General features: G+C 43.1%; 15 protein-coding genes, 1 tRNA gene and 1 other RNA gene. 7 read left to right on the top strand and 10 right to left on the bottom strand.

Translation table 11 applies throughout. The features are described from left to right. Positions 1–30: 30 nt before the first annotated feature. The 9 genes from B2575_RS07460 to coaD all read right to left on the bottom strand — a co-directional run bounded on the left by B2575_RS07460 (position 31) and on the right by coaD (position 6484). Positions 31–1137 (bottom strand): capsule biosynthesis protein, encoded by a 1107-nt coding sequence (locus B2575_RS07460; protein ID WP_226950228.1) that lies wholly within the window; start codon positions 1135–1137, stop codon positions 31–33. Continuing rightward, complete coding sequence (locus B2575_RS07455; RefSeq protein ID WP_045453663.1) at positions 1115–1786, bottom strand: ABC transporter ATP-binding protein; 672 nt, start codon at positions 1784–1786, stop codon at positions 1115–1117. Before B2575_RS07455 ends, B2575_RS07460 begins: the two co-directional genes overlap by 23 nt. A 14-nt stretch (positions 1787–1800) precedes the next feature. Continuing rightward, entirely contained in the window at positions 1801–2613 is an 813-nt protein-coding gene (locus tag B2575_RS07450; RefSeq protein ID WP_296240927.1) for an ABC transporter permease, read from the bottom strand. A gap of 238 nt (positions 2614–2851) precedes the next feature. Beyond that, positions 2852–2928 (bottom strand) — tRNA-Met (locus tag B2575_RS07445). Positions 2929–3047: 119 nt separating this feature from the next. Then, positions 3048–3430, bottom strand: an RNA gene (gene rnpB, locus B2575_RS07440) — RNase P RNA component class A. A gap of 113 nt (positions 3431–3543) precedes the next feature. After that, positions 3544–4284, bottom strand: coding sequence for a dethiobiotin synthase (gene bioD / locus B2575_RS07435; protein ID WP_238048855.1), 741 nt, complete (start codon positions 4282–4284; stop codon positions 3544–3546). Positions 4285–4295: 11 nt separating this feature from the next. Beyond that, complete coding sequence (gene bioA / locus B2575_RS07430) at positions 4296–5612, bottom strand: adenosylmethionine--8-amino-7-oxononanoate transaminase (protein WP_238048854.1); 1317 nt, start codon at positions 5610–5612, stop codon at positions 4296–4298. Between the two features lie 3 nt (positions 5613–5615). Beyond that, positions 5616–5864 carry a YfhL family 4Fe-4S dicluster ferredoxin gene (locus tag B2575_RS07425; protein ID WP_238048853.1) on the bottom strand — a complete coding sequence of 83 codons (249 nt, stop codon included), beginning with the start codon at positions 5862–5864 and terminating at the stop codon, positions 5616–5618. Between the two features lie 101 nt (positions 5865–5965). Further along, positions 5966–6484, bottom strand: coding sequence for a pantetheine-phosphate adenylyltransferase (gene coaD / locus B2575_RS07420; RefSeq protein ID WP_238048852.1), 519 nt, complete (start codon positions 6482–6484; stop codon positions 5966–5968). 358 nt (positions 6485–6842) lie between these two features. Between coaD and smpB the strand changes: the two genes are divergently transcribed. After that, a complete protein-coding gene (smpB, locus tag B2575_RS07415) occupies positions 6843–7319 on the top strand; it encodes an SsrA-binding protein SmpB (protein ID WP_011512728.1) in 477 nt (158 codons plus the stop codon). Between the two features lie 105 nt (positions 7320–7424). On the opposite strand, the gene rarD is transcribed toward smpB, so the two are convergent. Next, a complete protein-coding gene (rarD, locus tag B2575_RS07410; RefSeq protein WP_250163676.1) occupies positions 7425–8435 on the bottom strand; it encodes an EamA family transporter RarD in 1011 nt (336 codons plus the stop codon). A 290-nt stretch (positions 8436–8725) separates the two neighbouring features. Between rarD and B2575_RS07405 the strand changes: the two genes are divergently transcribed. From B2575_RS07405 to B2575_RS07380, 6 genes are all read left to right on the top strand, one after another. Further along, on the top strand, positions 8726–9193 hold the full coding sequence (locus B2575_RS07405) for an Lrp/AsnC family transcriptional regulator (protein ID WP_250163675.1): 468 nt from the start codon (positions 8726–8728) through the stop codon (positions 9191–9193). 142 nt (positions 9194–9335) lie between these two features. After that, on the top strand, positions 9336–10091 hold the full coding sequence (locus B2575_RS07400; RefSeq protein WP_414707427.1) for a hypothetical protein: 756 nt from the start codon (positions 9336–9338) through the stop codon (positions 10089–10091). Positions 10092–10321: 230 nt separating this feature from the next. Then, entirely contained in the window at positions 10322–12781 is a 2460-nt protein-coding gene (locus B2575_RS07395; protein WP_296240920.1) for a YgiQ family radical SAM protein, read from the top strand. 335 nt (positions 12782–13116) lie between these two features. Further along, positions 13117–13530: a hypothetical protein gene (locus B2575_RS07390; protein WP_045443583.1), complete on the top strand. Its 414-nt coding sequence runs from the start codon at positions 13117–13119 to the stop codon at positions 13528–13530. Positions 13531–13769: 239 nt separating this feature from the next. Then, on the top strand, positions 13770–14333 hold the full coding sequence (locus B2575_RS07385; RefSeq protein WP_238048849.1) for a hypothetical protein: 564 nt from the start codon (positions 13770–13772) through the stop codon (positions 14331–14333). Positions 14334–14395: 62 nt separating this feature from the next. Continuing rightward, on the top strand, positions 14396–14596 hold a 201-nt coding region (locus B2575_RS07380), incomplete at its 3' end, for a transposase (RefSeq protein ID WP_414707426.1).

Here is a 14596-nt window from a genome sequence, read left to right as displayed (position 1 = left end):
CGATCATTACTGATATCTGGTGTGTTAAAACTAGCTACGATGATCACGGACAACCGCCATCACTAGGCGCACAAATCCATAAAGCATCAAAAGTAATGCTAGCGACGTCCAAATAATATAAGCACGGCGTGGATAAGTTGCTTCTTCAGCTTGATATGGTGTTGAGATGACAATCAAATTTTTCATCTTTTTAAAGGCTTCTAAACGTGCCTTCTCAAGTGAAGATAACGACAATTTATAGAGCTCAGTAGCGAAATCAACATCTGCCTTGATAGTCTCAAACTGTACCGCTTGACGGTTTAACTTGGTGGTATTCGGTGATGTCAGCTTGGTTTGCTCTTGGTTGATTTGCTCTTCGACTGCTTTAATCTGACTTCTTAATGACACTACTTGCGGTGCGTCTGGGTTCAGATAGCTGAGTAATTGACGCTCTTCGGTACGTAATGAACTTAATTGCGCTTGCAAACTACCAATCAGCTGATTCACAATTTGAGCATTGGATTGTGGATCGTAAATCTCATTTTCGTTTTGATACTTTAATAGCTGCTCTTTGGCATCATTTAGGCGATCTTGTGATTCATCTAACTGTGTCTCAGCAAATACCAGCTGATCACGAGCCACCTCTTGTGAAATACGGTTGACGAACTGCTCAGACTCATTGAGGATCGTTTTATTCAGCTCAAAAGCATACTTTGGATCAAAGGCTTCCGTCGATACTGACAGCACATAGCTTTGCTCGTCCAGATTGATGTGTACACGCTTTTTGAAGTACTCAAGTAACTCTTCTTGTGTGGCATCAGGCTCAATCTCATTAAGCGGATCTGAGCCATCGACATGATACGCTTCGCGGAACTTGAACTTATTATCAAGGCGCTTCACCATATCATTGGATAGAATATACTCGGTCAGATAAGTCGCATCTTCTTTACTGGTACTGTTCACACCCAACAAGGCCGACAGTCCACCGCCAGAAGGCACACTGGTATCACTGACTTGTTTGACCACCACATCAGCCGTCGAAATAAACCGCGGATGAGCAATGGTCATGACATAAAATATCACCAATACCCAAGGGAGGACCACCAAGCCAATAAACAGCGAGAAGTCAATTATCTTATTTTTTCGCTTTGTGGACATGCTCTTCATATACCTCAATCGCTTCTGTTGTGTCTTCAAAGACGTGTGCTGTTTGATCCATTAGCACAATACCAATATCACAATTACGCTTAATATCACCGATGTTATGCGATACGATCAAAAACCCTGCTTGTTCACGGCGCGCGGCCAATATCTCTTCACTACGCTTACGAAAAGCCGCATCACCCACAGCGCCTGCTTCATCAAGCATATAATAATCAAAATCGAAGGCCAAGCTTAAGCCAAACGTTAAGCGTGCTTTCATCCCTGAAGAGTAGCTTTTTACCGGCATATCGAAATAGTTTCCGATATCTGCAAACTCTTCCACAAAACGAATTTTTTCGTCAATATAGGGACCGCTTGAATAAAGACGGCAAACAAAGCGGACGTTTTGACGACCCGTCAAACTACCTTGGAAACCGCCGGCTACCCCTACTGGCCAAGAAATCGTCGAGTCGGTAATAATCTCTCCGTGATCAGGCTTATCTAGTCCGCAAATAATACGCAGCAAAGTCGATTTACCCGCCCCGTTACGACCGAGTAAACCCACACTTTTTTTATCACCAATAGTCAGATTTAGATCTTTAAATAGATAATGCCGACCTTGCTTGGTCATAAATGACTTAGAAACATTTTTAATCTCAATCATTCATTTACCTGTCACTACTTTGAACGGATAAGGTCTTTTTCGACCGCTTTATACATCAATAAACCTAAGAAATTGACTGCGACCATCCATTTTAAAAAATACGTTATGTCAATATGATATGCAGGATAAGTAGGAGATAGTGCATTTCTCATTAGTTCAATATTATGGACAAATGGAATATATAATAAATAACTCAGATATGGTTCAGGAATAATATGAATAGAATACATAATTCCAGATACAAAATATAAAATAGTAAAAATCAAACCAATAATTTTGCTGATTTCACCCCCATAATAGCCAACAACCATCATTATCATAGCTAATCCAAAGCCAAATAAGAATAAAGTTAACCAGCAAAACAAAACCACATTCAAATGTGCAAGACTGATAGGAATACCAATAAAAGCAAGTATGACTAACAGCAGTACAAAGGTAAAAAAGTAAATCACTAGTTCTAAAAATGAGCGGGCAATAATGACGTCAATGTGACGTACTGATCGATACATTAAAAGCCCTTGATTGGCCTCAACTGCTCCTAACGCTCGTGTTGCTATGGTACTCATCATACGAAAAGGCACTAGGCCTGCCACCAGAAATAACATGTAGTCCATTCCTGGCAGCACACGGGTCATAATAGCGCCAAATACTATCAAATAAATAGCAACTTGAAACATTATCTCTAATGGCGCCCATAGATAGCCCAAGCGATAACCACCAAAGCGCGTTTGCAGCTCACGCATCAGCAAAGCATGAAATGCGGCACCCATGACTTTTAGACCACTGCGGTGCTTAATAGGACGATAAGGAGGTAGTTGTACAGACATGGCGTTACAGGACTTTACCGAAAACAGCCCCTATGATAAGTAAGCGGGACATAAGTTACAACAATTAATCTGTACCTAAACAGATAAAGCTATGATTTAGCAAGAAATCAGTAGGTAATTATTATGTTTTATGGGGCGGCTTGAGCCATTCACCATATTCTGGAATAATTTATTTCAGGCAAAAAAAAACCAATCAAATAATGATTGGCATTTTTAATATTGCAGGTATTACTAAAAATGGTGGCGATGAAGAGACTTGAACTCTTGACCTCACGATTATGAGTCATGCGCTCTAACCAGCTGAGCTACATCGCCATTTTAGGATGCACATTTTACCCAAGCTGTTGACTGTCGTCAACCCCTATAAGGGCATTTTTTGCAGAAAATATGAAATTTATTCATATTTTCTGCATTTTTATCACGAACAATAAAAAAGGTTTGGTAAACCGATAAGCCGGGTTCTGTCGTGGACAATCATTCCTCTAGGCGCACAATCGCTCGTACGCTCAAGCAACCTACCCGCATCGAACGCGGGCCGCGCCATGCCGATGCCTATTTGGTCTTGCTACGCGTGGAGTTTACCATGCCGTGAACTGTTGCCAGCCACGCGGTGCGCTCTTACCGCACCCTTTCACCCTTACCGATGACATGAACATCTTGCGATACTCATATAAGCCAAAGGCGGTCTACTCTCTGCTGCACTGGTCGTCAAGTTACCCTGCCCAGCCGTTAGCTGGCACGCTGCCCTATGTAGCCCGGACTTTCCTCCCCTGCATGTCTGTTGCCAGTGTGCAGCGGCGATTGCCTAGTCTACCAAGCGCGCTAGTATAGCAAACATATCGACTAATTGGGAATGAGTTTTCTATTTATTTGCAGACTTGAGATAAAAGCCTATTTTGCGATAGAAAAGAAACCACACTCATAAAGCTTTTAGACGAAATCGACTGGTAAAGACAATGAATAGCTTTTTGATAACGCCTCATAATTGGCTTGATGACTGCCATCTATATACGGTATCTGTAACCAATGCGCTTTGGGGTAATTTGCAGCTAAATAATTTTGTAAAAAATCCATGGTACTATTTGCAATCTCAGCATCTGTCTGAGCAGCATCGTCATGGATATGATTATAAATAACGCTATGTACAGATAATCCACGGGCTTTTATTGCTTCCAAACTCAGTAATGTGTGATTGATACTGCCTAAACGACCAGAAGTGACCAAAACAATCGGATAACCTTGAGCAGCAATATAATCTAAAATTAATAATTGCTCCGTTATTGGTACGAGCAATCCACCAGCACCTTCTAGTAATACCAAGTCATACGTAGCTTGCAATCGTTTGGTGGCACTAGTGATCAGTTTAGGATCTAGCACTTCTCCTGATAATCGAGTCGCTAAGTGCGGTGATGCAGGCTTTTCATAGCGATGAACGCAAGTGGTAAAATCAAGATCACATGGCTGTAGAGGAATAGCCATGAGTTGACGATGCGCTATGATATCGTCAGCAATGCCCATCTCGCCATTGAGTGGATTAATCGCCACGCCCGTTTGCACCAGCTTTTGAGTGATGACGTTGACGCCTTGCTGCATGAGTGCCTTTGCAATCATACCAGTGGCGTAGGTTTTGCCAATGTCGGTATCGATACCGGAGATAAAGAGAACGCTCATTCTTGACCTTTTTACGTTAAATAAGCTTGGCTTAAATACGTGCTCACCACTTTTAATAACGCTTCGCAAAGAGTGACAAGTTCGTATTCGCTAATCACATATGGCGGCATGATATACACCAATTTGCCAAAGGGTCTGACCCAAATACCGTTTTCAATCAATAAAGACTGAAAGGTCGACATATCAACCGCTTCATTTAGCTCAATGACGGCGACTGCACCCAAACAACGTACTTCTGCAACGCCATTTAAACTCGCAACTGGCGCAAGTTGTTGTTTCATTATTGTTTGGATATTTGCTGTACGTGCTTCAATATCATAGGAGAGTATTAAATCAATTGAGGCACAAGCGACGGCACAAGCTAGCGGATTGCCCATAAAGGTCGGACCATGCATAAGGGATGGATAATCACTTTGGCTAATGGTATCGGCAATTTTGCGAGTGCACAAAGTCGCCGCAAAAGTCATATAACCGCCAGTTAATGCTTTACCAATCGTCATGATATCAGGGCTGATACCTGCATGCTCACAAGCGAATAGCTTGCCACTACGCCCAAAACCAGTCGCAATTTCATCGGTAATTAGTACCACTTTGTATTTATCACACAATTTGCGAAGCAATTGTAAATATTGAGGACTATAAAAGCGCATGCCGCCTGCGCCTTGAATAATCGGCTCGATAATAAATCCAGCCAACTTATCGCTATTTTTATCAAAGAAATCCGTTAATTCATCATATTCAGACTGGCTAATATCACGCTCAAAGCCTAGTGGCGGAGCTGGCACAAAATGCTGCATAGGTAACTGTTTACCATACAAGCTGTGCATGCCATTGATAGGGTCGCAGACACTCATCGCATGCCACGTATCACCATAATAGCCAGAATGGGTCGAGGCAAATTGGCACTTTTGCGGACGCTTAGCGGCAATTTGATATTGCAATGCCATTTTTAAAGCCACCTCTACCGCAATGCTGCCGCTATCGGCATAAAATATGGCATCCAGTCCAGCAGGCACAATTGACAGCAGTTTTTTGCCCAAATCTATTGCGGGTTGATGGGTCAAACCACCAAACATGACATGCGCCATTTTACCCAATTGTTCAATCATCGCTGCATTCAGCTTGGGATGATTATAGCCATGGACGCTCGCCCACCACGATGACATACCATCGATCAGACGCGTACCATCTTGCGTGACGATATAAATACCATCAGCGTGATCAATCACAATATTAGGATAAGTCGGCGGTAGACTAGCATAAGGATGCCAGAGATGTTGCTGGTCAAAGTCGTTCGTTGATTTCGTAGATAAGAGTGATGTTGTCATATTTTATTGACCAGTAATGCGTTTATATTTTGACAACAAATCACTTTCGGTCTCGACATGATTGGGATCATAAGGGATGCAATCCACAGGGCAAATGACTACGCATTGCGGCTCGTCGAAGTGCCCGACACATTCGGTGCATAAATCAGGGTCAATCACATAAATGTCATCGCCTTCTGAGATGGCTTCGTTTGGGCAGGCAGGCTCACACACATCACAGTTGATGCATTCATCAGTAATTAATAACGCCATAGACTGCTCCTTATATTTACTTATAGCACTTGTATCGTTGGCTTTGACGATTTCGATGCGTTTAAATGTTCGACACATCTTCATTGTCAGCAGGTATTTTGCTATCTAAGATTGAGTTTTTCAGCAAAAGCTTGTGAGACACATGGCGGGACAAATTTAGTCACTTCACCACCGAGTTTGGCGATTTCTCGAATCATCGTCGAAGAGATGAATGAGTAATTCTGCGATGGCGTCAAAAACACCGCTTCAAAGTTTTCATCAAGCTCACGGTTCATATTGGCCAGCTGAAACTCATATTCGAAATCTGACATCGCACGCAGACCTCGTAAGACAGCGGTGGCGTTTTTTTCACGCATAAAGTCAACGAGTAGACCTTCAAAACCCACCACCGATACTTGTGGTAAGTCAGCAAATACTGTCTCGACTAAGGCGACGCGCTCCTCAAAGTTAAATAAAGGCTTTTTGTGATGTCCTGAGGCCACCGCAATAAAGACCTCATCAAACAGTTTGGTGGCGCGTGTGACCAAGTCTACATGACCATTGGTAATAGGATCAAAGGTACCAGGATATAAAATTCTGGTGTGCAGCTTTGAGGGGTTAGCAGAAGTAGAGTGGCTCATAGCGTGGCTAATAGGGTCAGTAATAGTAGGCTATATGCTAGCAAATTTTTCTCAAACTTAATACTTATCGTCGATGCATTTGTAAATAGTTACCGCCTTAACCTCACTTAATGTACTCAGTCTTCTGTTTGCGCTCGATTGCTGTGTGACCACCTTAAATGACTTCGACTATATTGGCTACATTTGTCCTAATAGCCGACTTACATTTTTATTAGAGGCTTTGCTACAATAGGCGGTTCGACTCATCCGTTTTATAAACCAAATAAAGGACAATACCATTTATTGAGTTAGGATGAGGAATCAGTAGGACTAGTCAGATAAGGACTTTGTATTTGTAGGCAGTCCTTATGGAGAAATTATGTCAAAAAAATCAAAAAAACCAGAGAATCAAATTTGTGCCAATAAAAAAGCTCGACACGAGTATTTTATTGAAGAAACGTTTGAAGCAGGTCTGTCGTTACAAGGTTGGGAAGTAAAAGCCATTCGCGCAGGCAAAATGACCATTACCGAAGCTTATATTATCTTTCGTAATAATGAGGCATTCTTATTTGGCGCGCATATTCAACCGCTGCTTTCAAGCTCGACGCATGTCAGTCCTGATAGTATCCGTACCCGTAAACTGCTGCTTAATCGCCGCGAAATCGAAAAGTTAATGGGTGCAGTCAACCAAAAAGGCTATGCCTGCGTACCGTTATCCTGCTATTGGAAAAACTCGTTGGTGAAATGTCAAATTGGCTTGGCACTGGGTAAAAAACAACACGACAAACGTAAAACGCTTAAAGACCGTGACTGGGAACGTGATAAGCAGCGTGGTTTCAAGAAGGATTTAGATTAAAGCTATCTTTCAACAGATTGGTTTTAATCTTAAAAAAAACGGACGATTCAGCATAGTGTTGAATCGTCCGTTTTTATTTGTTCAATCAAGCTTACTTATTAATTTTCAAATAGCTGGCGCAATCTTTGTTGTTTGCGATTGTTTATGAGCGCTACGTAATTTGCGCACCCCATGAGCCACTAAAAATGCGATGCCTAACCAAATTAAGCCATAACTATAAATCATCGCTGACTCGAAAGGATTGCCTAGCACTGTCACGGCTAAGATAAACAATAATGCTGGCTCCAAATAGCTCATCATGCCATAGACGTTGACTGGTAGCATCTGACTGGCATCGACATTGGTTTTCATGGCTAATACGCTCATGACGCCTAGTCCCGCCAGCATCAGAATAAAAAAGCCAGAACCACTCACTAAGCTTAAGCTACTTGGCGCAAACAGCAATAAGTAAGCCACAGAAAATGGTGCGAATATCGTCAAATCAACCAAGAGTCCAGTCACCGCGCCAATCCCTTGCATGCGGCGTAAAATATAATATAGCGGGTACGTGCCGCAGACCCAAAGCGTTGCCCAAGAGACACTTTGCGTACGGATAATTTCACTGCCGACCCCTAATGCGGCAAAGCCAACCGCCAACCATTGCAGACGGCTTAACTTTTCGCCAAAAAAGACGCAGCCAAATATAACCATCATCAGTGGGAATAAGAAATACCCCATCGCGGTTTGTACACCTTGCCCATTCACGGGTGCCCACATAAATAACCAAAACTGGCTTAAGAATATCGGTGTGGGCAATAGCAACCACGCCCACTGCTTAACTGTGCCTAGCGCTTTGAGTTTATCGATGTGAAAACCTAAGCGCCCACTGATCAGCAAATATCCCACCAATGCCGCCCACATCGCTAGCATCCGCCAGATAAAAACTTGCGTACCTGATAGCGGCGCCAAAAAGCTGCTGTAAGCATAAAGTACGCCAAATAACAAATTCGACAAGATGGCTAGTATGACGCCCAATATTAATGTGCGTTGCTGTGCGCTACCCGCCGTCCAAATCGCTGGCAATGGCAAGCTTGCGAGCGTATTTGCAAAGACGTTAGATAGCATTGAAGTAGACATAAAAGCACCATAAGTTTAAATAGATATTAGAAAACCAGCTGTGAGCTTTTACTTGTTATGGTTAAGCTTTGGTTGCTAGGCTTTAATTGCTAAGTTTTGATTGTTAAACCTTGATTAATAGCGTCCATTTTACTGAGTGTCGGTGAGATATTATTTCTATAAAAATCTATTTATGAACAAATTTAGCTTTTATGACCTTTAAAAATAAATATTTTCTTAAATTTTGACTTATAGTGATAATAATTATAAAAAATCCAGTGAATGAAATGCTTTCTAAAAGAGAGAACACCATGAGCCAAGTTTTAGATGATATCGATAAAGCGATTTTAAACTTGCTACAGGACGATGCGACCTTGCCATTAAAAACCGTGGCAGAACAAGTGCATGTGTCTATCGCTACTGCTCAGCGCCGTATCCAAGCATTAATCAGCAATGGCGTCATTACCAAGCAAGTTGCTATCGTTGACCCAAACAAGGTTGGTTACGGACTGACCGCGGTGGTGATGATAGAGATGGCGCGCTCAAATACCTCGATGCAACATCGGTTTGAGCGCTTGATGAATGCGCAGCCACAGGTGATGAGCTGTTATGAGGTATCAGGCGATGCGGATTTTATGTTGATGGTCAATGCCAAAAATATGAGCGACTACCATCGATTCACGACTGGTTTGCTCACCTATGAGAATAATGTGCGCAACTTTAAAAGCCAATTTGTGATGAACTTTACTAAAAGTGGGACAAAGATTTTGCTCGATTAATTTGATTATGAAAACTGCTTGGCTGTTTAATTAAAAGTAGATAAGTCGCGGTCAAACAAGGTACGATATCAACGAAAGTTTGGCAGTAAATAATAGATGCCGCACCAGTAGTCCATCGCCTAGTAGACAAGGAAGCCTTACCATGACTAAAAACACCCGTACCATTAGAAAAGAAGAAAGTAATAATCCAGTACTAAAAGGATTAAGCTTTAAAACAGTGATGGCCAGTGCATCGCTTGCGGCATTGCTCGCCAGCTCTGGCTGTGCAACCAGTTCATTATTAGACAGTGACAATCGAGTCAACACAACGACAACTAAACATGTTTTGTCTGAAGATCAAATCGTGGCTTTTGGTCGCCCTGCACAAGCATTACCAAAAATGCCAAATGCGACGATGGTTATCGTTGGCGAAAAAAACAGCTATGTGCTGACCCAAGGTGGGACAGAGATGGTGAATTTACTGACCAATTTGACACCAAAAAATATCCAAGTCGATAATGAGATGAACTTTTATGTGCCCAATAACGATGGCTACTTTCAGGGTGAAATGAAGCTGTCTTATGCCAAACTAAGAGATGAATTTAAACGTTCTGACTATCAGTTCTTTTTGCAAAACAACGGCAAAGAATGTACCTCAGCCAGTGACCAGCGTATCAATGCTCAGCGCTTTTGCTTTAGCGTTCCTGTCAAAGGCGCTATTTATCCGCAAGTGAGTAATCTCAGCTTAATCCAATCCAATTATCGCCCTTTAACTAAGCCTTATACGGTGAGCTTTTATACCCAAAGTCAGCAAAATCAAGTGTCTCGTAGTGGCGCAAATACAGCTCAGAAGCTGGTTTTATTGCCTTTTGCCTTAGCTTTTGACGTTGTCACTTTCCCATTTCAGTTATTAGAGTAGTAAATCCTTACTATAAACGATGATTTGAAATAAAGATGCGCTTAGTTCCTAGAAGCCTTTTTATTCATAGATTACTTAAACTATCAATAACTTATCGTCAATCCTTTGTCATCGTTTATGACATCATGAAGACAATTCATGTTAAAATGAGCGCTTTTAAATGAGCCGTTAATATTTTTAATGAATAACGGCTTTTTTTAGTGCCATTTTTCTAATTAACAGGTCCGCTCATGTCTGCCGATACCATCGCCCGCACCGCCTTTAAACAAGGCACCAAGCCACTTTACGACTACGACAAACACTGGGCGAGCTGCTACGAGCCTGCGCCTTATCTGCCGATGAGCCGTAAAGAAATGGATGATTTGGGCTGGGACGCTTGTGACGTCATCATCATCTCAGGCGATGCCTATGTCGACCATCCAAGCTTTGGCATGGCGATTATCGGCCGCTTATTAGAAGCACAAGGCTTCCGCGTCGGTATCATTGCCCAGCCAGACTGGAAGAGCAAAGATGCCTTTATGGAACTGGGCAAACCTGTCTATGCTTATGGCGTGACCGCAGGCAACATGGACAGCATGATCAACCGCTATACCGCCGATCGCAAGATTCGTAGCGATGATGCGTACTCGCCGGGCAACGTGGCAAATAAACGCCCTGACCGCGCCGCTATCGTCTATAGCCAGCGCTGCCGCGAAGCTTATCCTGATGTGCCAATCATCTTGGGTGGTATCGAAGGCAGCCTACGCCGTATCGCTCATTATGATTACTGGTCGGACAAAGTCCGCCGTAGTATCTTGATGGATGCCCGTGCCGATGTTTTATTGTACGGTAATGCTGAGCGCGCCATCGTCGATGTGGTACATGGTCTGTCAAAAGGCTACAGCTTTGAGCAAATGAGCAAATTGCGCGGTACCTCATATCTATTGACGCCAACGCGCCGCCATTGGCAAGACGATATGACCGAAGTTGCTAGTAATGACGTCGATACCGTGGGCCGTGTTGACCCGATTATCAATCCATATGTGATGACCGAAGACGTGGATCAATGCTCAATCGAGCAAGACAAACCCAGCGATTCACCAGTTGGGCAAGCGCTCTCAGGAATGGCTTCACAGTATCCGGGCTTTGTTTCTGAACCAGTTGCCAATAAAATTCTAAATGCTGAGCAAGTTGACGAAGAAACGCAAGTGGTGCAAATGCGTGGTTTTGACAAGCCAATGACGGCGCGTAAGCATAAAATAAAAATGCCGCCACGTGAAAAGACAGTCATTCGTCTGCCTGATTATGAGCACGTCAAATCTGACCCTGTGTTGTACGCTCATGCCAGCCGTATCTTACATCTTGAGACCAATCCGGGTAATGCCCGTGCCCTCGTGCAACGTCATAGTAGCGGTGCTGGTAACTCACACACCTCCATCGATGTCTGGCTCAATCCGCCACCGATTCCGCTCTCGACCGAAGAGATGGATTATGTGTTTGACTTGCCGTACGCACGTTTGCCGCATCCAAGCTATGGCGATGCACGCATCCCTGCTTATGACATGATTAAATTCTCAGTCAATATCATGCGCGGCTGTTTTGGTGGTTGTACTTTCTGCTCGATCACTGAGCACGAAGGACGCATTATCCAAAACCGCTCGGAAGAATCTATCCTACGAGAAGTCGAAGCGATTCGTGATACCGCACCTAACTACACTGGCGTTATCTCTGACCTTGGCGGGCCAACGGCCAATATGTATCGTCTGAGCTGTAAAGACGAGACCATTGAAAAGAATTGCCGTAAGCCGTCTTGCGTCTATCCTGACGTCTGCGAAAACTTGATTACCGATCATAGTAATTTAACCAAGCTGTATCGCAAAGCCCGTGATATCAAAGGTGTGAAAAAGATTCTTATCGCCTCTGGCTTGCGCTATGACTTGGCGGTGAAAGACCCTGAATACGTCAAAGAATTGGTCAGCCATCATGTCGGTGGTTATCTAAAAATTGCACCTGAACATTCAGAAGAAAACGTCTTATCGAAAATGATGAAGCCGGGCATGGGCAGCTATGATAAATTCAAAGCCATGTTTGAGCAGTACAGCTTCGAGGCCGGTAAAGAGCAATATCTGATTCCTTACTTTATCGCCGCGCATCCGGGCACGAAAGATGAGGATATGATGAACCTTGCGCTGTGGCTAAAAAGCCATGGCTACCGCGCTGACCAAGTACAAGCGTTTTATCCTAGCCCGATGGCGACAGCGACCACCATGTATCATACGCATAAAGATCCACTGCATAAGATCAGCCGTGATGAAGGTGACATGGATATCGTCAAATCTGGTAAACAGCGCAAATTGCATAAAGCGTTCTTGCGCTATCATGATCCAAAAAACTGGGTACTGCTGCGTAAAGCGCTACAAGATATGGGTCGTGGCGATTTGATTGGTAAAAACCGTGGCTGCTTAATCCCGCCGTTCAACGCCAGTTTAGAAGGGCGCGATGCGGCACAAGACAGCTATCAATCGGCGCGTAAAAAGAACAGCCGCCTCGGGAATGATTCGGTGAAGCGTAATAATAATTCGTCAATCAATGGCGCATCGGCTAAAGGCACTGCGGGTCAAAACACGGTCAGCAAAAACACCAAAAAGCGCGTAAGCAAAGGCAATTTCCAAACCCAGCATACGGGTCTGCCACCGCGTAAAACCAAGTAGTTAAAGCTCTGTATCTCAGTGCTAAATGCAGATGCTTAAATGAGTGACGAACACTTATTTAAGCTCATCAAACAAGCGTCTATCGGTCAAAAGATCGATAGGCGCTTTTTTATTTGAAGCAGCTTATTTTTAATAAATGCATAATCAAAGTTTAAATACCAATCAAAACGCGCCAAATGATGCGTTACATTAGTCAGTGATTAAGTAACTTAATGAACACGTAACAAACAATTTCTAACATTCTTCGAGCGCTGTTTTCGTTACCATATGCGCTATATGCTTAACGCATTATTAAAAATAAATACATTATGATTGTTATATCTTTGGAGAATGCCATGAACACCCTAACTAAATTTGCTGTTGCGCTACCTACCCTTGCCTTATTAAGTGCTTGTGCGACCACGGCTCCTACTACGCCAAATGCATCAAACACGCCTGCATCAGAAAGCGTCACCGATGCCGCTTATGATCGTATGGCACCAGCACCTTATACCTGTACTGACGACAGCACCATCATGGCTAAACAATCTATCAATAAAAAACAAGTGATGCTCAATGCGACCTTGCCTAAAGTAAAATGGGCTGAGCAACCAATCATCTTAAATGGTGATGTACAAGGTGATACTGCAAGCTACGTTAATGAGTCAAATCCAGAAGCTGTCTATGCATGGCACATGAAAGGCGATAAAGGTATTTTTGCCATCAAATGGGCAAACGGTAAAGAATATCAAGTAAACTGCCAAATCTAGTTAGCTAGCTATAAACAGCCTGCCAGTTTTAAAAAACCAGCGACATATACAAGACAGTCATCATAGGATGGCTGTTTTTTTTGCGTATTGATTGAACAATATTGCATTGAATATCTGTATAAAAACTGACATCAAAACCACAGATTCAGGTCAAGCATTGGTGAGAATGAACGGTTTGCTGCTTTTGTCTAGAGAAGCATCAAGAAACCTGTCAAAATAGCACTGATAGGACATTGTCTATGATTAATAATACTAAGGATACGTCGATGGCTAAGCGCTTAATGAATATGATAATCATCGCTACTGCCAGCATGTGGGCACTGGCTGGCTGCGACAACAATGCTGAAACGGCCGCTCAAGCTTCTGAGCCAGCAGTGGCGACCGCAGACTCCTCAACGACAGCCACTAAGACTATCGACTGGGCTGTCATGGCGAGCGGTGAGAAGCCCGCTGACCCTGCCAATTATCAATATCCGTTTGCGCTTGATAGCCAAAATGTGCTCGACTACGCAGAGTATTTCAAGGTAGATAATGCCACTGCTCAACACAACCTCACTATCAGTATGGCAAGTAATGAGGCACTATCCAAAGCCTTGGATCAGCTCAGTGAAAGCTATGTCTCGCATGAGCTAACCGATGGCAATGAGATGAAACTTGTCATTCATACCACGCCTGATATCGCTGCCAGTAGCTATGATTATGTGCTGTCTGATGACTTTGCGAAAGGGTTGGTATTGCCTATCGTGATACAGCCAGATGGTAAAAAAGGTGAAGCGAAGGCACATGGAGAGGTAGTGGAGTAATTTAATTTGTAGGGTGCGCCCTGCGCACCTATAGAGTATTAAAATTCATACGGTAAATATAAATGTCACAATACATTCGTTCATACACGAAAGGTGCTACCTACTTTTTTACTTTGGTGTCATACGATCGAAGAAAAATACTGTGTGAAGATGACTTCTTAAAAGCCTTTAAAAAAAGCATCAAACAAGTTCAACAACAATATCCTTTTAAAATCATTGCATGGGTACAACTACCCGACCTGAGCTATGCTGAAGAAACCGTA

The sequence above is a fragment of the Psychrobacter sp. UBA6739 genome (genome assembly GCF_002453835.1).
Lineage (GTDB): Bacteria > Pseudomonadota > Gammaproteobacteria > Pseudomonadales > Moraxellaceae > Psychrobacter > Psychrobacter immobilis_A.
This window is presented reverse-complemented; position numbering and strand designations above follow the sequence as displayed.